Origin of the sequence: Aequorivita vladivostokensis (genome assembly GCF_000952855.1) — a bacterium.
Classification (GTDB): domain Bacteria; phylum Bacteroidota; class Bacteroidia; order Flavobacteriales; family Flavobacteriaceae; genus Aequorivita; species Aequorivita vladivostokensis.
This window is the reverse complement of record NZ_JSVU01000002.1, coordinates 415,823-435,688: the sequence shown is the minus strand read 5'-3', so window position 1 is coordinate 435,688 and position 19,866 is coordinate 415,823. Positions and strand designations below refer to the sequence as shown.

Here is a 19,866-nt window from a genome sequence, read left to right as displayed (position 1 = left end):
GATTTAATTAGAATGGACACACCAATAATCCGACTTATTGAAAAGAAGGACAATCCACAAATAGCCAAAGTGATACGTACGGTCTTGGAAGATTTCAACGTGCCAAAAGTAGGTACCGCCTATGCCGATAAATCATTGGATTGTATGTTTGAAACCTACCAAAAACCGAAGGTCGCTTATTTTGTGGTGGAAGAAAACAACAAAATAATCGGGGGCGCCGGGGTGGCGAAATTAGACAATTACGAAGGCAACGTCTGCGAGCTTCAAAAAATGTACTTCCTGCTCGAAGCCCGCGGGAGGGGAGTTGGCGCACAAATGATGGAGTTCTGTTTGGCAAAGGCGCGTGAGTTCGGTTTTGAAAAAATATACCTCGAAACCATGGAATATATGACCCACGCCCAAAAGCTGTATAAACAAGCCGGTTTTGAATATATTGAAAGCGCAATGGGCGACACGGGCCATTATTCCTGCCCGGTGCATATGCTTAAAACATTGTAAAAACCATCCCAATAGCAATCGGGACCCAAATCCCAAACAATAGTATCCATAGAATCCAAAGTATCCATAGAATCCATAGAATCCATAGAATCCAAAGTATCCAAAGTATCCATAGAACCCAAAGCATCCAAAGCATCCAAAGTATCCATAGTATCCATAGTATCCATAGAACCCAAAGCATCCAAAGCATCCAAAGCATCCAAAGCGTCCAAAGTATCCAAAGTATCCATAGAACCCAAAGCATCCAAAGTATCCATAGAATCCATAGTATCCAGAGAATCCACAGCATCCAAAGCATCCAAAGCATCAATAGAATCTTGTGAAAATATCAGATCTTAAATCCAATTTCAAAAAATCGCTTTCAGAATTATATCCTTCGGAAGAAGTACAATCTTTTTTCAATATTCTTTCGGAAAAATACCTAAACCTCTCCCGAATAGAAATCGCTTTAAACCCTGAAAGAACCATTTCCGCAACAGAAGCCGAAAAATTTCAAAAAGCAATCCTTCGCCTACAAAACCACGAACCCATTCAATACATAATCGGCGAAACAGAATTTTACGGCCTTCCTTTTAAAGTAAACAAACACACCCTAATCCCCCGCCCAGAAACAGAGGAATTGGTGGAGTGGATATTGAGTGGATTTCCCCCTTCGGGGGCCAAGGGGATTTTAGACATCGGCACCGGCAGCGGCTGCATCGCCATTTCCCTCGCCAAAAACCTTCCCAATGCAAAAATTTCCGCTTTGGATATTTCCGAAGAAGCTTTGAAAATCGCTGAAGCGAATGCAAAATTAAACAAGGTTGAAGTTGATTTTTTTCAAACCGATATTTTGGCCGCGGAAACCCTTCCGATGAAATACGATGTGATAGTTTCAAACCCGCCCTACGTCCGCGAACTCGAAAAAAAGCAGATGCAGCAAAACGTACTAAAGTACGAGCCCCATTCAGCTTTATACGTGAAAGATGAAGACCCTTTGCTGTTTTATCGAGCCATTTCCCACTTGGCAAAAAACCATTTAAACCCCAGCGGGAAACTCTTTTTCGAGATTAATGAGTATCTTGCTTATGAAATGACCGAGCTTTTAAAAGCGGAAGGATTTAAAAATATTGAAATAAAAAAAGACATCTACGGCAAAGACCGAATGTTGAAATGTAAAATCTAAAAACGCTGTGCCCCCTGTGCCACTGTTGTAAAACGGCCCACCACAGAGGCACAAAGAACACAGAGAAAAAATATGAACAATCTCGACAAAATATGCGTTTTCTGCGGAAGTAGCGACGGCAACGACCTCGCCATTACCGATGCTGCAGTAAAGCTGGGCGAAATTTTCGCAGAACGAAACATTACCTTGGTCTATGGCGCCGCCAAAATAGGAGTGATGGGCACCATTGCCAAAAGCGTGCTCGACAACAGCGGAAAGGTAATCGGCATCATCCCCAATTTTTTAAAGAAAAAAGAAGTTGTCCACCTTGGCCTCACAGAACTAATCACCACCCAAAACATGCACGAGCGGAAACTGAAAATGCACGAACAGAGCGATGGCTTCATCGCCCTGCCCGGCGGCATGGGGACTTTAGAGGAACTTTTTGAGATAATAACCTGGCTGCAACTGGGCCTGCACCAAAAACCGATTGGTTTGCTGAACATAAACGGTTTTTACAACGATTTAATAAAAATGCTCGAAACCATGGTACGCAAGGGTTTCCTTTCCATGGACAACTACAATCTACTTTTGGTTGATTCAGACACCAATCGGCTTCTTAAAAAAATGGAAGAATTTAAACGCCCCGATGTTCCCAAATGGCTTAATGAGAGCAGGACGTAACACCTTTATTTTTTAAAAAGAAAACCGGTGCTTGCCAGTAAAAATTTTTCTTAAACTTTAAAAAAAACCCCAAAGTTCTCAAAGAGCTATGGGGTTTTAAATTTTATATTTGTTCTATGAACATCGAACAACAAATCATTGCCCTCCGCAACGAGCTCCGCGAGCACAACTATAACTATTACGTCCTCGACAATCCCACCATTTCCGATTTTGAGTTTGACCAAAAACTAAAGCAACTTCAAGAGCTGGAAAAGGCACATCCCGAGTTTTACGATGCCAATTCGCCCACGCTTCGGGTTGGGGGCGAAATCACCAAGAATTTTGAGACCGTGCCGCATACCTACAGAATGTATTCCTTGGACAATTCCTATTCAAAGGAAGATTTGGAGGATTGGGAAAAGCGAATCGAAAAAACCGTTGATGGCAAGGTAGAATTCACTTGCGAACTTAAATACGACGGCGCTTCAATAAGTTTAACTTATGAAAACGGCAAGCTGAAAAAAGCCGTTACCCGCGGCGACGGTTTTCAGGGCGATGACGTAACCGCAAACGTAAAGACCATTCGCTCCATTCCGCTGCAATTGAAAGGCGATTACCCGCCGTTGTTTGATATTCGCGGCGAAATAGTTTTGCCTTTTGAAGGTTTCACAAAGATGAATGCCGAAAGGGTAGAGGCAGGCGAAGAGCCGTACCGAAACCCGAGAAACACAGCCTCCGGCAGCCTAAAATTGCAGGACAGCGCCGAAGTTGCCAAACGGCCGTTGGACTGCTTGCTCTACAGTATTGTAGGCGAAAAACTTCCCATAAAAACCCAATTTGAAAGTCTTGAAAAAGCAAGGCAATGGGGTTTTAAAGTCCCCGAAGCTGCCAAACTCGCTAAAAACTTGGATGAGGTTTTGGAGTTCGTGAATTATTGGGACGTGCACCGCCACGAACTTCCCTACGAAACCGATGGGGTAGTAGTAAAGGTGAACAACCTGCAACAGCAGGAAGAGCTCGGTTATACCGCCAAATCACCACGCTGGGCGATGGCCTATAAATTTAAAGCAGAGCAGGTTTCCACCGTTTTAAACCAAATAACCTATCAAGTGGGCAGAACGGGCGCCATCACGCCCGTAGCAAATCTGGAGCCTGTGGAATTGGCCGGCACCATCGTAAAACGCGCTTCCCTGCACAATGCGGACCAGATTGCCAAGCTCGACATTCGCGAGGGCGATACGGTGTTTGTGGAAAAGGGCGGCGAAATAATTCCGAAGATAATCGGGGTAGATTTTACACAGCGCGACCCAAATTCGTCGCCAACAAATTACATAACCGAATGCCCCGAATGTGGAACAACCTTGGTCCGCACCGAAGGCGAAGCGCAACATTATTGCCCCAATACCGAAGGTTGCCCGCCACAGATTATTGGGCGCATCCAGCATTTCATTTCCCGAAAGGCGATGGATATTGAAGGTTTGGGCGGCGAAACCGTCGCACTTTTGGTAAACAACGGTTTGATAAATAATTACGCCGATTTGTACCTTTTAAAAGAAGAACAGATTATTCCGTTGGAACGCATGGCGCAAAAAAGTGCCGAAAATATGATAAAAGGGATAGAAGCTTCCAAAGCGATTCCTTTTGAAAGGGTGCTTTTCGCGCTGGGAATCCGTTATGTGGGTGAAACCGTTGCCAAAAAACTGGCAAAGCACTACAAAACCATTGATGCCTTAAGAAATGCTTCCGAAGAAGAACTCACCACCGTTGACGAAATTGGCGAGCGCATCGCCCAAAGTGTGGTTTCCTTTTTCGCTTCCGAAGAAAATAACGCCATTATTGAACGGCTGAAAAGTTATGGCGTGCAGTTGGAGATTTCCGCTGAAAAACTTGCCAATCAAACCGATACGTTAAAGGGGCAGACCTTCGTAGTTTCGGGTGTTTTCACAAAAGTCTCCCGCGACGAACTCAAAAAGCTGATAGAGGACAACGGCGGCAAGGTTTCCAGCTCCATTTCATCCAAAACCAATTATGTGGTGGCAGGCGACAATATGGGGCCGAGCAAAAAGACCAAGGCCGAAAGTTTGGACGTCGCCATCATTTCCGAAGACGATTTTTTGCAAATGATTTCCTAATTGAAAGTAGGAAAGCGCTGAAAATAGCTATTTTTGCCACACGAGAATTTGGCATTCCATGTTGAAAAAAGTAAAGCGACATTCCTTAAAAAAACACATTGAAAAAAACCTGACTGAGCGGGATTTTTCAAAGCGCAATGAGCCTTTAACATATTTGGGCTTTGTGGTGGATGAAGCTTTTTTTGACGATTTTGAAATCCTTTACGAGTTCGGAAAGGAGCTCGGCTTGCAACGAAAAGATGTAAAAGTCTTCACTTTTGTGGAAACGCGGCGAAAGATACCCTCGCTTCGGCAAAACCAGATAACCAATAAGGAATTTACGTGGCGCGGCGAAATCCACAATCAGAATGCACAGGAGTTTTTGGATTTTCCGTTTGATGTGCTAATAGGTTATTACAAGGGGACACATGAGTTTTTAGGGGCAATGGTGGCGCAGAGCAGGGCAAAATTCAAAATAGGATTCAATAATTCTGATGCCCGGCTTTTTGATTTGCTTTTAAATGTTGACCTGCAAAACAAGGAAGCTTTTAAAAGTGAAGTGAAAAAATATTTAAAAATTTTTAAAAAAATTTAATGGAAGCTAAAAGAAGGAAGCAAAAGGTGGAATGAATCAAATTTTAGAATCCATAGAAACAAAAGTATCAACAGCATCAAAATATAGAATATGAAAGAATTAGTTGGAACAGGCGTAGCATTGATAACCCCGTTTAAAAGTGACTTTTCCGTAGATGTGGAAGGACTTAAAAATGTGGTGAATTTCAACATTGAAAATGGAATAGATTATTTGGTAGTTTTAGGAACTACTGCCGAAAGCGCAACGCTTTCCAAAGAAGAAAAACAGCTGGTAATTGACACCGTGGTTTCAGCAAACAATCACCGCTTGCCTTTGGTTTTGGGCATTGGCGGCAACAATACGCAGGAGGTAATTTCAGAAATGAAAACCCGCGACCTTTCTGCCTTTACCGCTATTCTTTCGGTTTCACCTTTTTACAATAAACCTACGCAGGAAGGTATTTATCAGCATTTTGCCGCAATTGCAAAGGCTGCTCCGCTGCCGATAATTCTTTACAATGTTCCGGGGAGGACGGCTTCAAATATGCTTCCGGAAACCGTAATTCGATTGGCGAATGATTTTGAAAAAATCGTGGCCATAAAAGAAGCTGCGGGCGATATTGTGCAGGCAATGAAATTGATTTCCGGTTGTCCAAAAGATTTCCTTGTTATTTCTGGTGATGATATGATTACCTTGCCAATGGTACTTGCCGGTGGGGCAGGAGTGATTTCGGTTATCGGCGAAGGATTTCCGAAAGAATTCTCAAAAATGGTAAAACTGGGTCTCGACAAAAAAGCTGACGAAGCTTATGAAATACATTACAAAATTGCCCCGGTAATCGATTATATTTTTGCGGAAGGAAATCCAGCCGGAATAAAGGCAGTTTTTAAATCATTGGGAATTTGCGGTGATACCGTAAGGCTTCCTTTGGTGGGAGTTAGCGATGGTTTGAGATCCAAAATAGAAGATTTCATCAAAAAATTCTAAAAGCTCCCTTTTTGCATTTGAAGTTAAATATTTCAAAAGGCTTGCAAATAATAGCCTTCAGCGCAATATTTTAGCCGAAGAATAAGTTTTGTCCAATCACGTTTAATTCCCTATTTTTGCACGATGTTTTTTAAGCCCATGCGTTTACCACTTTTTATTTTAGTTTGTTTCACTATTCTGCTTTCGTCCTGTAGCCAATATCAGCAGGTGCTTAGAAAGGATGATATGGGAAAAAAATACGCCTTTGCCGATTCCCTTTATAGAATCGGGAAATACAAAAAGGGCCTCAAATTAATGGAGCAGTTGGTGCCCGCATACAGAGGGAAGCCACAAGGCGAAAAGCTAATGTTCATATACGCCAACACCTATTACAATCTTGAAGATTATTATTTGGCTGGGTATCAATTTGAAAGGTTTACCCAAGCCTACCCCCAAAGTGATAGCGTTGAGGTAGCCGCCTTCAAGTCGGCAAAAAGTTTTTACCAACTTTCCCCCAGATATTCCCTGGATCAAAAGGATACGGATAAGGGGCTGGAAAAATTACAGGAATTCATAAACCAATACCCAAATTCTGATAAGCGCGCCGAGGCCAATACCTTGGTAGCTGAATTGAGAAATAAGTTGGAAAAAAAGCAATTCGAAGTCGCAAAACAATATTTACGTGTTGAGGATTACAAAGCTGCGATTGGCGCCTTCGATAATTTTATAACCGACAATCCCGGTTCTATTTATAGAAAAGATGCGTTTTACGGCAGATTTCTCGCGGCCTATAAATTGGCTATAAACAGTATTCCGGTATTGGTACAGGAACGGCTTCGCACCGCAAAGGTTTATTACAATAATTTCATTAAATATTATAAAGATACCGATTTGGCTCCCGAAGCAATGGAGATTAATCAGGACATAGAGAACAGGCTAGAGCCTGTGGAAACAGAACCCACTACTTAATTTATTTTTTACTATGGATATTAAAAATTCAGATGCGCCAATCAATACGGTTACTTTCGATAAGAATTTGATCGATGCGCCTACCAACAACATTTACGAGGCTATTTCCATTATTGCGAAACGTGCCGCACAAATAAATGGCGATATCAAAAAGGAACTTTTGGAAAAACTTGACGAATTTGCCACTTACAACGATAGTTTGGAAGAAATTTTCGAAAACAAGGAGCAAATAGAGGTTTCAAAATTTTATGAAAGACTTCCAAAACCACACGCCTTGGCAGTACAGGAGTGGTTGGAGAACAAAATCTATTGGCGAAATACTGCTGATGAAGTAGTAGAAGAGTAAGTCCCCTCTCCCATAGCGGGAACATAGTGCGTAAGAACTGCTTCCTGATTTCTGGCTACTGCGTACCGATTACTGAACACTGAACACTTAATTATGGCTGTTTTGAACGGGAAAAATATCTTGCTTGGCGTTACCGGCGGGATTGCCGCGTACAAAGCGGCTTTTTTAGTTCGGCTTTTAGTAAAAAAAGGAGCTGAGGTAAAAGTGGTAATGACAGATTCGGCTAAAGAGTTTGTAACGCCACTCACCCTCGCAACACTTTCAAAAAACGAGGTATTTTCTTCCTTTACTAATGAAAAGGAAGAAGGCAGCTTTAAGGAGCCCAACTGGAACAACCACGTAGAATTGGCCCTGTGGGCCGATTTGTTTTTGATAGCTCCCGCCACGGCAAACACGCTCTCTAAAATGGCACACGGCGCTTGCGACAATCTTTTGCTCGCGTGCTATCTTTCGGCCAAATGTCCCGTGTACTACGCCCCCGCAATGGATTTGGACATGTACCAACATCCCACCACCGCGGAAACTTTTAAAAAATTGGATAGCTTTGGAAATATTCAGATTCCCGCAGCCTTTGGCGAACTTGCCAGCGGTTTGGTAGGCCAGGGCAGGATGGCGGAGCCCGAGGGAATCGTTTCCTTTTTGGAAAATGATTTGCTGCAGAAACTTCCCCTTCGTGGCAAAAAGTTTTTGATTACAGCCGGGCCAACTTATGAAGCCATTGACCCCGTTCGTTTCATCGGCAACCATTCCAGTGGAAAGATGGGTTACGCCATTGCCGAAACCGCTGCCGAACTTGGCGCTGAGGTTGTTTTGATTTCAGGCCCTTCGGCATTAAAACTTGAAAACGATTTCGTAAAAATAATCCGCGTTACTTCTGCGGAAGAAATGTACAATGCCGCGCACGAATATTTCGGTAAAAGTGATGTGGCCATTTTAAGTGCTGCCGTTGCGGATTATCGCCCTTCGGATGTTGCTTCGGAAAAAATAAAAAAGAAAACCGATGCTTTGACACTTCAGCTTACAAAAACGAAAGATATATTGGCTTCGCTGGGCGAAATAAAGAAAGATCAATTCTTGGTGGGTTTTGCATTGGAAACCGAAAATGAGGAAGAAAACGCAAAATTGAAACTGAAAAAAAAGAATTTAGATTTAATTGTGTTAAATTCGCTTCGCGACAAGGGCGCGGGCTTTCAGGGCGACACCAATAAAATTACTTTGATAGCCAAAGACAATAAAACGCTTCCTTTCCCTGTTAAACCTAAAAAAGAAGTAGCAAAAGATATTTTAGAATATATTATAGAACAGACAAATGCGTAAAATTTTACTTTTCTTAGTATGTGCCATTGTTGTATCTTCGGCCCAGGCCCAGGAACTTAATTGCACCGTTTCCATTGATGCCGAACAAACCGGCCAACCCAATCTGCAGATTTTTAGGACGCTTGAAACCCAATTGCGGGAGTTTGTAAACAATACAAAATGGACCGATAAGGAATATAAAAACCAAGAGCGCATTGATTGTAATATGACCTTGGTAGTGAGTGAATATGATGGCGACTCCTTTACGGCAACGCTTCAAATTCAATCCTCGCGTCCCGTGTTTGGGTCAACTTATGATAGTCCGGTCTATAATTATTTTGACAGGCAAGTACAGTTCAATTATAAGGAATACGAACCTTTGAACTTCAATATTAACACTTTTGGCTCAAACCTGGTTTCCGTTGTGGCATTTCACGTCTACACGGTAATAGGTTTGGATGCGGACACGTTCTCGCCAAACGGGGGCGCGCCTTATTTTGAAATCGCGAAACAGATTACTAACACGGCTGCCTCCAGCAATTTCCAAGGTTGGAAGGCTACCGATGGCAACCAGTCCCGATACCGATACAACGATGCCTTGCTGTCTTCGGTATATAAGGAATTTCACGATGTGATGTACCGATACCACCGCAAAGGACTTGATATTATGGCCGCGGACCAAAAAGCTGCCAAGCAGGAAATTGCGAGCGCCATCAATGCTTTGAAAGGCATTAACGACCGTCGTCCAAATTCTTTTTTGGTACGCACTTTTTTTGATGCGAAAAGTGACGAAATACAAGCCATTTTCAGCGGTGGTCCACAGGTTGACATTACACAACTGGTTGAGAATCTTAACCGATTGGCGCCCACAAAGCGAAGCAACTGGACCGAAATCAAGTTTTGATTTTTCTTTCCGCAAGTTTAGACCAGTTAATTACTTTCTTTTAAATTTATAGGTTCAAATTGCATTGTTCAAAAACTGAATGTTGATTAATAAAAAACCTAACGTCTCACGTCTAAAAATTTAACGTCCAAATTTTGATAACCAGCCTCGCCATAAAAAATTATGCGCTTATTGAAGACATACGCGTGGAGTTTAATGAAGGATTGACGATTATTACGGGTGAAACGGGAGCGGGAAAATCTATCATTTTAGGGGCTTTGGCACTCGTTCTGGGAAAGCGCGCCGACCTGGGCAGCGTGAAGGACCCTTCCAAAAAATGTGTGATTGAAGGACATTTTCAAATAAAAAATTATCAACTGGAAATCATTTTTGAGGAAAACGACCTTGATTATGAGCCTCACACAATCATTCGCCGCGAAATATTGCCCGGCGGAAAATCCCGCGCCTTTGTAAACGATACGCCCGTCGCCCTGAACCAATTGCAGACCTTAGCGCCTTATTTGGTGGACGTTCACAGCCAGCATGAAACTTTGGAGATTGTTTCTGAAACTTTCCAAATGGAAGTGGTGGACGCTCTGGCGGGAAATGCGGAAATTTTAAAATCCTACAAGGCTCAATTTCAAGATTATAAAAAGGTTTCCGAAGCGCTCTCAGCATTAAAACTTCAAAAGGAAAATGCTTCCAAAGAGCTGGACTACAATAGCTTTCTTTACGATGAACTGCAGCAGGCAAATCTAAAAAAACACAACCAAAAGGAACTTGAGGAGGATTTTGAGACCCTCAACAACGCCGAGGATATTAAGGAAGCACTTGTAAACGCCAACCTACTTTTGGATGAAGAGCAAATAGGCACGCTGCAAACGGCAAAGGAAACCCGGATTGTTTTGGGAAGAATTAAAGAATATTCAAAGAAGTTTGAGGATTTCTGGGAACGCCTGAACAGCGTCATAATTGAAATGGAAGACATTGCTTCAGAAATAGGCAGTGCCGCAGAACATATTGAAGCCGACCCCGAAAGGTTGTTCCAGATTAACGAAAAACTGCAAATGCTTTACAAATTGCAACAAAAACACGGGGTTGACTCCGTGGATGAACTGATTGCGATAGAGGAAGAACTTGGGGAAAAAGTAAATACCACCCTCGGGCTGGACGAGCAGATAGGTAAATTGGAGCACCAAAAAGCACAGTTGAAGGACACCGCTTTGAAAACGGCGGGAGAACTTCATTTAAGAAGAAAGGAAGCAATTCCATTGCTTAAGAAAAAATTAGAGGAAACGCTTTTTCCGTTGGGTCTTCCCAATGCGAGATTTCAGTTTGAACTTACGCCTTCCGAAGATTTCAAAAACAACGGAACCGATAGCTTACAGTTATTCTTTACCGCAAACAAGGGCTTGGCATTCGGCCCTCTTAAAAAGGTTGCCTCCGGCGGCGAGATGAGCCGGATTATGCTCGCGGTAAAAGCTGTTTTGGCCGAATACAAAAAATTACCAACCATCGTTTTTGATGAAATAGATACAGGTGTTTCTGGTGAAATAGCCAATAAAATGGCAGCCATAATGCACCAAATGAGTAAGGCTATGCAGCTACTGAGCATTACGCACCTGCCGCAAATAGCCGCAAAGGGCGACCACCATTTAAAGGTGTATAAAGAAGATGTCAATAATGTTACGACAACACATTTAAAAGCGTTGGGCAAAGAGGAGCGCCTAGTTGAAATAGCCGAAATGCTCGGCGGAAAAAATGTTTCGGAAGCTGCCCTGGCCAATGCGAAGGAATTATTGAATTAAAATGTATCTTTACTTTTTGGTAGTCGGTAGTCGGTAGTCGGTAGTCGGTAGTCGGTAGTCGGTAGTCGGTAGTCGGTAGTCGGTAGTCGGTAGTCGGTAGTCGGTAGTCGATTTGGAATTTCAATATATTTAATGAACAGATTAGCATCAAAACACCAAACACTAAACACCAAACACCAAACAACAAACAACAAACAGTTCACAAGAAACCATTAACCACAAACATTTAAAACATGTCTTATAATTTACTAAAAGGAAAACGGGGAATCATCTTTGGAGCCTTGGACGAAAATTCAATTGCTTGGAAAACGGCAGAGCGCGTTCACGAAGAAGGAGGGAAGTTTGTACTCACCAACGCGCCAATTGCGTTGCGCATGGGAACTATAAATGAACTTGCCGAAAAAACCAATTCAGAAGTTATTCCTGCCGATGCTACGAGTATAGAAGATCTTGAAAACTTGGTGGCCAAGGCAACCGAGATTTTGGGCGGCAAACTGGACTTCGTTTTGCATTCCATTGGGATGTCGGTAAATGTTCGCAAAGGCAATCATTATACCAATCAAAATTATGACTTTACCCATAAAGGTTGGGATATTTCCGCGGTGTCTTTTCACAAAACCATGCAGGTGCTCTATCAAAAAGACGCAATGAACGAGTGGGGGAGCATCGTCGCGCTCACCTATATGGCTTCGCAGCGCGTATTCCCAGATTATAACGATATGGCAGACAACAAAGCCTATCTGGAAAGCATTGCGCGCAGCTTTGGATATTTCTTCGGAAGGGATAAAAAGGTGCGTGTAAATACCATTTCGCAATCGCCCACCCCAACTACGGCGGGCCAAGGCGTAAAAGGCTTTGACGGCTTTATAAGCTATGCAGATAAAATGTCTCCCTTGGGCAATGCAACCGCACTGGATTGTGCCAACTACACGGTTGCCATGTTCAGCGATTTGACCAAACGGGTAACGCTTCAAAATTTATACAACGACGGCGGCTTCTCCAATATGGGCGTTAGTGATGCCGTGATGCAGGCCTTTGTGGACGGCGAATAAAAGATGATTTATAAATTGAAAAACTCTTGTTGGAAACAGCAAGAGTTTTTTTTTGGATTCATTTCAAGGTTTGCGGCATAAAATATTTATTAAAAACACTGTAAATTTCAGATCATCAAAAAGAAATAATAGATTATTGCAGCCTGTTTCCCTATTAAGCGGAAGCTTATTCAAAAGGCTTTAAGATTCTGAATTCTCGGAGTTTTTTAGTTCTATTTGAGCTCTCACTTGCTCCTAACACTAAAGAATGAGATGTATGGCTCACCAAAATAGAGCCATAAATAGGTAATATTTATAGGGAAGTCACGAATAATATTTTTGGTTGACAAGAAATTCTCTTCCGGTAAATCTATCCCGGTGGAACATTTTGATTTACAGTTAATTGATAAAAACTACGGAAATAATCAGAAATAGAATTTCTGTTTAAAATAAAATCTTCGTCATTATTTCTAAACACATTTATTTTATTCATAGGCTTCTGAATAGAGAATATTTTTTATCGACAGTCCGAAAGTAGTTGCTAAAAATATTTGATATTAACATTATTTTAGATACTTTTAGTCAATTATTAACTAAAATTATCAAATTATGAGAAAAAGTACTATTGTTGGGCTTTTTGTCGGTATGCTCGCGCTAACGATGAATGCCCAAGTTACTCAACCCTCTAACTCAAAGTCCATTTCTGGCACTACGAATGTAGAGATGCAAAAAAAGCCCGTGGCCTCCTTGCAGGAGCTCTTGGCTAGGTATCAAAATTTAGGAAAACGCCATGGCGCTGTTTCTGAATATTTTTCGCAGGAGGAACAGCGAATTTTACGTTCCTATTTTAGTAGCCAGGCTCCAGCCAACTCTCGAAATGGGGTTAGCAATAATACTGGAATCAATGCTTCTAGAGATCAATTTGTGCCATTATTTGTACCCTCGGCAGTTAAAGATAATTCTGAACAGGCACGAAAATTAGTAGCTTCTACACAGCAAAGGGCTGCTCAAAGTGCGCAGAGACAACCATTATTTCTGGCCCCCGAGGCGCTTACTTCTTTAGAGCAACAAGAGGTTTTTGCCGCTTCTCAACAAGGCCAAAATGTAAGTGTAGAAAATACATCAACGGTTTACAATAGAAATCCTCTTGCCGCGATAATTCCAACAGCTGGTGCAACAGAAACTTTTGCAGTATCCACGGGAGATTTCTTTTATGATCCATCTGATGGTACCAATGGAGGGCCAGGGGGCGACTGTTCTGTAACTTCTTCTGGGGATCCTGGTGATTATCCTAATTGTGGCTGTGTTACTACCACTACATTAACAGGAACCGATTTATCAGTAGAGTTTTTATCATTTAGAGTTTTTGGAAATTTCGACTTCTTAAACATATATGATGGGCCAGACACCAGTTCTCCTCAATTATATGATAGCAATTTAAATGCTACTACAGATGAACTGGCAGGAATGATTGCTGCAAACGGCTCTGCGATTTTTACTTCTACATCAGGAGCATTAACCTTTGAATTTAACGCCACAGCTGTCGTAAACACTTGTGGATGGGAAGTTGAAGTACTTTCTGCCGGAGGTGGTGGAGGTGGTGGTGCTGCCTGTGCCCAAGATCATCCTTTTGGATCAGTTGCCGGTGGAGGTTCTGGTTCTTCCGTAGATTCCACCTTTAAAACAGCTGCCGATATCGTCGTGGCTGCAGGAGAAGACTTCGTTTTAGATACTATAGAGGTCCCATTCCTTACCTTCGCTCCGGAAGATCCACCAATTACAGCAAATATAGTTTATTATGACGATGCTGGTGGTTTGCCTGGTGCTGTGATAGGCAGTGAAACTGTGGTTCCCACTATTTTGAGTTCTGGGCCTTGGGCGAATCCGATTGCATTTCAATTCATGACCAGTTTGGCAGTGACGCCATTTACTTTTGATGGAGATGCAGGATCTGATACTACCTATTGGATAGAAGTTAGCATGGGCACCGCAACAAATCAGGGTACTGTTTTCTGGGAATATACAGATGATATCCCAGTGGAGGGCGAACCATATGCAAAATTTGATTCTACAGTAGGTACCTGGGCAATTGACGATCCAGCTCAAGAGGTAGTTTATACCTTTAGCGGTCAGTGCGAGCCTATTGGTGGGGGTGGTCCCGGACCGCTCACAACCGTTTACGGTATCAACAATTCCAACCAAGACCTTATTGGTTTTGGAGTGGCATCACCTGGAACTACAGAGGTTTTTGGAACGTCACCAATAACAGTGAATTTTGAAAATGCTGGTGCAATTGATCCAGCCAATCCAACAACCGGTTACGTACTTGATAACGGAGGTCAATTCTATTCTTTTGATGTGGTTTCTGGTTTCTATACTTTATTAGGCAATATACCAGGAGATTGGGTAGGTATGGAATTTGATCGTACCACTGGTACGCTCTATGCCATACAAGGCGCTGATCTTTACACCATTGATCCGGTTGCAATCTCTTCTACACTAGTGGGTGCTACAGGAATTAATCCTTCGGATCTTCCTATCGCGCTTGCGATTGATGGAGCTGGCGTTGGTTATACCTATGAGCTTGTAAACCAAACCTTCTACTCGATAGACCTTGCTACAGCTACAGCTACTGCTATAGGAAATATAGGTTTTGATGCCAATTTTGGTCAAGGTATGTGTTATGATCCCACAACCGACATGGTTTATATGGCTGCATTTAATGGAACAACATTCGCTGCAGAATGGCGTTCGGTTGATTTGGCCACAGGAAACACGACCTTAATCGGACCAATAGTGACGCCTGAGGCTACTACACAGGTAGCTTGGGCATCCATAGGGGAAACTCTTCCTCCTCCAGCGTGTCCTGAACCAACAAACCTTGCTGTTACCAATATAGCTGCAGATTCAGCTGATCTATCTTGGGATGCAGAGCCTAACGCGAGCAACGGCTATATCTGGTATGTATTCCTTCAAGGCGATAACCCTATGACCGATCCACCAGTTGCTACCGGAACTGTGCCTGCAGGTACAACCACTGCTACAGCTACCGGCTTAGATGGAGGTCTTAGTTATGATTTTTACGTGGTTGCAGATTGCGATTCAGATGGATTGAGCCAGTTAGCAGGACCGGTCAGCTTTGCTACCCCACCTGCTTGCGGCGGTAAGTTCTATGATACTGGAGGCCCAACTGGCGACTATCAGAATAGTGAAAATGTTACCACTACAATAACTCCTGTGAATCCAGGTGAGCAAGTAACGGTTACTTTTACGGCTTTTGATGTGGAGGCAAACTGGGATGCATTATATGTGTACGACGGTCCAGACGCATCGTCTCCATTAATTTCCAGCGGAAATCCACCGACAAATAGTGGATTCCCTGCAGGTGGTTTTTACGGAACTTCTATTCCTGGTCCATTTACATCTAGCCATCCAAGTGGTGCATTGACCTTTGTATTTATGAGCGACAGTTCTGTACCAAGAGCCGGATGGGAAGCTGACGTAACTTGTGCTTTATCGCCTCCGCCAAACGATATGATAGTAAATTCTATTGATGTTGATGAAATAGGTTTCCCTTACACCGATCCAGGAGTTCACATGCCTGCGGCTACCGTTGAAGACGGAAATCCTTCGGGTTGTGACCTAACGGGAGCAAATGGTGTTTGGTATAATTTTGTTCCAGAAGGTGATGGTACAGCAACTGCTTCCATTACTACTCCAGGCGGAGCTAGTTCTGTAACTTTCTATACCGCACCAGATGAAAATGCCACTGAAACCGACCTTGTTCTGGTTCCTCAGAACAGCAACCAGTGTGTGCCTGGTACCTCAGCATCTATTTCAACTGTTGCTGGTCAGGCGTATTATGTTTTCGTATTAAACACTGGGGCTATTACAGATATCGTTATAGACGGTACCAACCTGGGTGTTTCTGAAAATTCAATAGCAGGTTTCAGCTATTATCCTAACCCAACTACGGGAGTACTTAACCTACGTAGTGTGGATAATATAGAACAAGTTTCACTTTATAACCTACTGGGCCAACGAGTGAAGGACAATACTCTTGATTCTACAGCTGCACAGGTTGATATTTCTGGACTAAGTAGCGGAACTTATATAATGAAAGTTACCGTTAATGGACAGATAGGTACTTATAAAGTACTTAAAGACTAGGTTTATTTTAATTATTTAATAAAGAACCACCCGTGATTTACGGGTGGTTTTTTTTTAAATTATTTTGAAGTGTTTGGGAACCATCCGGTTCGCAAGAAGGAGTATTAAATGTTTTCTCCCAAAAGTTCAATGGATCGGTTTTCAAGGTAATTTCTGAGATGTCAATTCTTATTGCCTAATGTTTTGTAAAGTTCTTTTTTTAGAATAGTTTTAATCCATAAATCAATTACTAACTTAAATTATATTTTTAATGAAAAAATTTACACTACTTATTTTTATGCTTTGTGGCTTTCTTACCACCATGGAAGCGCAGTTTATTCAATCTGACACATTTTCTTATAGTAGGAACAATGTGACAGGCAAAAAGGTTTCTGCGGGTGCGGAACAAGGACCATTAAATAGAAATGTTCCAAATGTCGATAACGTTTTGTTCAATAATATGGCTCCGGTTGTTATCACACAAAGTGTTTCCCAAAACATAGTTCCGAATAATTCTGTGGCTTGTCCTGGTGGTGACGACAGTTTTTTTCGCGATTTTGACTTAGCCAATGATTTTGGAATTGCTGGAGATTTCGAGGTTACTTCCGCTGAATTCGGTGTTGAGGAATCTACAGGACTTACTGTTACTATAAACATTTATTCATCCCCAACTGGTTTACCAGGGGGAACACTTACGCTGCAAGGAACGGCTGACTATGCTTCTTCGGCGGCAGATAACGGGACGGTTGTTTCAGTTCCTTTAAGCGCTACCATTCCTGCCGGTGAGGTAATGGTAATGGAACTTTTTTCGCCTGACTTTACGAATACGGCAGATTTTTATCCCGGTTCCAATGCCGCCGGACAAAATTCTCCGACTTATATTCAGTCAGCATTCTGTGGCGCAGCTACTCCAACTGATGTAACAACCATAGGTTTTCCAGATATGCACCTAGTATTTAATGTAGTAGGAGAAGAAGTAGGCGGCGGAGGCCCCTTCCCAGATCCTTACTGTGGACCGTTGGAATTCAACTCAGGTGTAGAGCCAATCACGCTAGTTGAGGTTGCGGGCATTAGCAATGTTAGTGATCCGGTTTTGGATGGGTCGCCAGCTCACGAGGATTTTACCGCTATCGAGGGCGATATGGAAGAAGGTATGTCGTACCCCATAGCACTTGAAGGAAATACGGGAGGCGGTTTTACCAATAGCTTTACCGTTTTTATAGATTGGAACCAAGATGGTATTTTAGATAATGCAAGTGAGCGTTATGAAATTGGAACCATATTTGGATCTACAGGTACAGATGGCCAGCAAGCTACTGGAAACATTCTGGTGCCGGCTGGAGTTGCAGATGGTCCAACCAGACTAAGAGTTATTAAAAGATTCCAGGCCAGTTATGCTACAGACTCCTGTACGCCTGGTTCAGGTTTTGGACAGGCCGAAGATTATACTGTAAATGTAACCACAGCTGGTGGCGGTAGTTGCACAAGCACAGCTTATAACAGCACTGCGGTTCCTTTTGATATAGATGGTGCTGGAACAACAACCGTAGATTGTGCAAATGCTCCAAACCTTATCCCAATAACTGTTTCAGAAATGGGAACTATCGGTTCTGGTGCTATTTTGGAAAATATAACTATAGATATTGCACATACCTTTTCGGCAGATTTGGATCTTTACTTAATTTCTCCAAGCGGAACAGAATTATTACTTGCCAATGACCTTGGCGGTGGTACTGATAATGGATATAATGGAACTATGTTTGAAGATGGAGGGGCTGACATTACGCTAGCTACGGCTCCCTTCGGAGTAGGACCCTATGAGCCAATGGGCGGCGCTTTTGCTACGGCATTTGCAGGTGAGGATATTAACGGTTATTGGAACTTAAAAGTGTGTGATGATGCAGGTGGAGATTCTGGGCAAGTACTTCAGTTTTCAATGTCTATTTGTGTACCACCGGTCTTTACAAACGACGATTGTGCAAACGCATTTGCTTTGGCATGCGGCGATAGCGTTGTGGGAGAAACTTTGACGGCCACAGATTCTGGTGGTAATGCTGCTCCAGATGTTTTTTATAAATTCACCGGCAATGGTTCAACACAATTGGTTACTATCTCCCTTTGTGGTGGCGGTACCGATTATGACTCCGCACTGCGTGTTTTTGACGATTGCGATCTTGCAAATGAGTTGGCTTTCAATGATGATGCCTGTGGACTTCAAAGCGAGGTAACCTTCGTTTCTGATGGCACCTCTACTTATTATATTATGGTAGAAGGGTTTGGCAGTAATGCGGGTAACTTTACGCTTGATGTTAGTTGTACACAGCCTTTACCTAATGACGATTGTAGCGGAGCTATAGCTGTTAGCTGTGGGGATTCGGTTACGGGCACTACGGTAGGAGCGACTGTGGATTCCACAGCGCCTGTTTGTGGTCCTGCTATCACATCTCCAGGTGTTTGGTACTCTCTAAACGACGATAGTGGCCTTCCAGGTGATATTACTGTATCCTTGTGTAATGGTACAGACTTCGACTCAAAGATTTCCATTTACAGTGGAACTTGTGGCGCATTAGTTTGCGTTGACGGAAATGATGATTCCTGCGGTCTTCAATCGGAAGTTACTTTCGCAAGTGATGGAAATACGCAGTATTATATCTTAATCCACAGCTTTGGGGGTGCAACCGGTAATTTCACTTTAGATGTTAGCTGTATGCCAACTCCTCCGCCGAACGACATGATTGTAAACTCTATTGATGTAGATGAAATCGGATTACCTTACACAGATCCTGCTGTTGCAATGCCAGCCGCTACAACTGAGAATGGTAACCCACAAAACTGTGACTTAACCGGTGCCAACGGCGTTTGGTATAACTTTGTTTCTGCTGGCGATGGTACTGCTGTGGCAAGCATTACCACTCCAGGAGGTGCTAGTGCCGTAACTTTCTATACCGCTCCTGATGAGAACGCTGTAGAGACTGATCTTGTTCTAGTACCACAGAATAGCAACCAGTGTGTTCCAGGTACCTCTGCCTCTATCACAACTGTTGCAGGACAGGCATACTATGTTTTTGTTCTGAACTCTGGAGCAGTTACTGATATTGTAATAGACGGAACCAATTTAGGTGTATCTGAAAATTCAATCGCAGGTTTTAATTATTACCCGAACCCGACTACCGGGATATTGAACCTAAAAAGCGTAAAGAATATTGAGCGAGTTTCACTTTATAATCTTTTAGGTCAGCGAGTAGTGGATAGAAGCCTGGAGGCAACCACGTCGCAACTTGATATCTCTGGTCTTAGCAGCGGAACCTATCTTATGAAGGTAACCGTGGAAGGCCAAACGGGAACTTACAAGATTTTAAAGAATTAATATTTTAAAATTGTTAAGTCATTTTAAAAGCCATCCACGAAAGTGGGTGGCTTTTTTTATT

Annotated in this window: 15 protein-coding genes; 14 read left to right on the top strand and 1 reads right to left on the bottom strand. The window is 42.7% G+C overall.

The window, feature by feature from the left end; translation table 11 throughout:
* Window positions 1–12: 12 nt before the first annotated feature.
* A complete protein-coding gene (locus MB09_RS04775; RefSeq protein ID WP_045079726.1) occupies window positions 13–498 on the top strand; it encodes a GNAT family N-acetyltransferase in 486 nt (161 codons plus the stop codon).
* Here the strand turns inward: MB09_RS04775 and MB09_RS16125 are convergent.
* Window positions 462–800: a hypothetical protein gene (locus tag MB09_RS16125; protein ID WP_045079725.1), complete on the bottom strand. Its 339-nt coding sequence runs from the start codon at window positions 798–800 to the stop codon at window positions 462–464. The genes MB09_RS04775 and MB09_RS16125 overlap by 37 nt on opposite strands.
* Before the next feature lie 17 nt (window positions 801–817).
* Here MB09_RS16125 and prmC point away from each other — a divergent pair, with 17 nt between their 5' ends.
* The 13 genes from prmC (at window position 818) to MB09_RS04705 (ending at window position 19,805) form a co-directional block, all read left to right on the top strand.
* Window positions 818–1,663 carry a peptide chain release factor N(5)-glutamine methyltransferase gene (gene prmC, locus MB09_RS04765; RefSeq protein ID WP_045079724.1) on the top strand — a complete coding sequence of 282 codons (846 nt, stop codon included), beginning with the start codon at window positions 818–820 and terminating at the stop codon, window positions 1,661–1,663.
* Between the two features lie 72 nt (window positions 1,664–1,735).
* Window positions 1,736–2,326, top strand: coding sequence for an LOG family protein (locus MB09_RS04760; protein ID WP_045079723.1), 591 nt, complete (start codon window positions 1,736–1,738; stop codon window positions 2,324–2,326).
* A 116-nt stretch (window positions 2,327–2,442) separates the two neighbouring features.
* Window positions 2,443–4,437: an NAD-dependent DNA ligase LigA gene (gene ligA, locus MB09_RS04755; protein ID WP_045079722.1), complete on the top strand. Its 1,995-nt coding sequence runs from the start codon at window positions 2,443–2,445 to the stop codon at window positions 4,435–4,437.
* A gap of 58 nt (window positions 4,438–4,495) precedes the next feature.
* Window positions 4,496–5,011 (top strand): DUF6913 domain-containing protein, encoded by a 516-nt coding sequence (locus MB09_RS15405; RefSeq protein ID WP_052671286.1) that lies wholly within the window; start codon window positions 4,496–4,498, stop codon window positions 5,009–5,011.
* Window positions 5,012–5,101: 90 nt separating this feature from the next.
* A complete protein-coding gene (dapA, locus tag MB09_RS04745) occupies window positions 5,102–5,977 on the top strand; it encodes a 4-hydroxy-tetrahydrodipicolinate synthase (RefSeq protein ID WP_045079721.1) in 876 nt (291 codons plus the stop codon).
* Between the two features lie 123 nt (window positions 5,978–6,100).
* On the top strand, window positions 6,101–6,925 hold the full coding sequence (locus MB09_RS04740; RefSeq protein ID WP_045079720.1) for an outer membrane protein assembly factor BamD: 825 nt from the start codon (window positions 6,101–6,103) through the stop codon (window positions 6,923–6,925).
* Between the two features lie 13 nt (window positions 6,926–6,938).
* The gene (locus MB09_RS04735) at window positions 6,939–7,271 is read left to right on the top strand and encodes a DNA-directed RNA polymerase subunit omega (RefSeq protein ID WP_045079719.1); all 333 of its coding nucleotides are present in this window, start codon (window positions 6,939–6,941) and stop codon (window positions 7,269–7,271) included.
* A gap of 93 nt (window positions 7,272–7,364) precedes the next feature.
* Entirely contained in the window at window positions 7,365–8,588 is a 1,224-nt protein-coding gene (coaBC, locus tag MB09_RS04730; protein ID WP_045079718.1) for a bifunctional phosphopantothenoylcysteine decarboxylase/phosphopantothenate--cysteine ligase CoaBC, read from the top strand.
* Window positions 8,581–9,471: a type IX secretion system protein PorD gene (gene porD, locus MB09_RS04725; RefSeq protein ID WP_045079717.1), complete on the top strand. Its 891-nt coding sequence runs from the start codon at window positions 8,581–8,583 to the stop codon at window positions 9,469–9,471. The genes coaBC and porD overlap by 8 nt, the downstream gene beginning before the upstream one ends.
* A gap of 134 nt (window positions 9,472–9,605) precedes the next feature.
* On the top strand, window positions 9,606–11,258 hold the full coding sequence (recN, locus tag MB09_RS04720) for a DNA repair protein RecN (RefSeq protein ID WP_045079716.1): 1,653 nt from the start codon (window positions 9,606–9,608) through the stop codon (window positions 11,256–11,258).
* 233 nt (window positions 11,259–11,491) lie between these two features.
* Window positions 11,492–12,310 carry an enoyl-ACP reductase FabI gene (locus tag MB09_RS04715; RefSeq protein ID WP_045079715.1) on the top strand — a complete coding sequence of 273 codons (819 nt, stop codon included), beginning with the start codon at window positions 11,492–11,494 and terminating at the stop codon, window positions 12,308–12,310.
* Window positions 12,311–12,898: 588 nt separating this feature from the next.
* Entirely contained in the window at window positions 12,899–16,459 is a 3,561-nt protein-coding gene (locus MB09_RS04710; protein WP_045079714.1) for a T9SS type A sorting domain-containing protein, read from the top strand.
* A 250-nt stretch (window positions 16,460–16,709) separates the two neighbouring features.
* Window positions 16,710–19,805, top strand: coding sequence for a GEVED domain-containing protein (locus MB09_RS04705; RefSeq protein ID WP_045079713.1), 3,096 nt, complete (start codon window positions 16,710–16,712; stop codon window positions 19,803–19,805).
* The last annotated feature ends 61 nt before the right edge of the window (window positions 19,806–19,866 follow it).

Bases quoted from the DNA above. Each gene is read 5' to 3' on its own strand.
- MB09_RS04735 (WP_045079719.1), top strand. From the start codon at position 6,939: ATGGATATTAAAAATTCAGATGCGCCAATCAATACGGTTACTTTCGAT.
- MB09_RS04710 (WP_045079714.1), top strand. From the start codon at position 12,899: ATGAGAAAAAGTACTATTGTTGGGCTTTTTGTCGGTATGCTCGCGCTA.
- MB09_RS04715 (WP_045079715.1), top strand. From the start codon at position 11,492: ATGTCTTATAATTTACTAAAAGGAAAACGGGGAATCATCTTTGGAGCC.
- dapA (WP_045079721.1), top strand. From the start codon at position 5,102: ATGAAAGAATTAGTTGGAACAGGCGTAGCATTGATAACCCCGTTTAAA.
- MB09_RS15405 (WP_052671286.1), top strand. From the start codon at position 4,496: ATGTTGAAAAAAGTAAAGCGACATTCCTTAAAAAAACACATTGAAAAA.
- porD (WP_045079717.1), top strand. From the start codon at position 8,581: ATGCGTAAAATTTTACTTTTCTTAGTATGTGCCATTGTTGTATCTTCG.
- ligA (WP_045079722.1), top strand. From the start codon at position 2,443: ATGAACATCGAACAACAAATCATTGCCCTCCGCAACGAGCTCCGCGAG.
- coaBC (WP_045079718.1), top strand. From the start codon at position 7,365: ATGGCTGTTTTGAACGGGAAAAATATCTTGCTTGGCGTTACCGGCGGG.
- MB09_RS04775 (WP_045079726.1), top strand. From the start codon at position 13: ATGGACACACCAATAATCCGACTTATTGAAAAGAAGGACAATCCACAA.
- MB09_RS04740 (WP_045079720.1), top strand. From the start codon at position 6,101: ATGTTTTTTAAGCCCATGCGTTTACCACTTTTTATTTTAGTTTGTTTC.
- MB09_RS04705 (WP_045079713.1), top strand. From the start codon at position 16,710: ATGAAAAAATTTACACTACTTATTTTTATGCTTTGTGGCTTTCTTACC.
- MB09_RS04760 (WP_045079723.1), top strand. From the start codon at position 1,736: ATGAACAATCTCGACAAAATATGCGTTTTCTGCGGAAGTAGCGACGGC.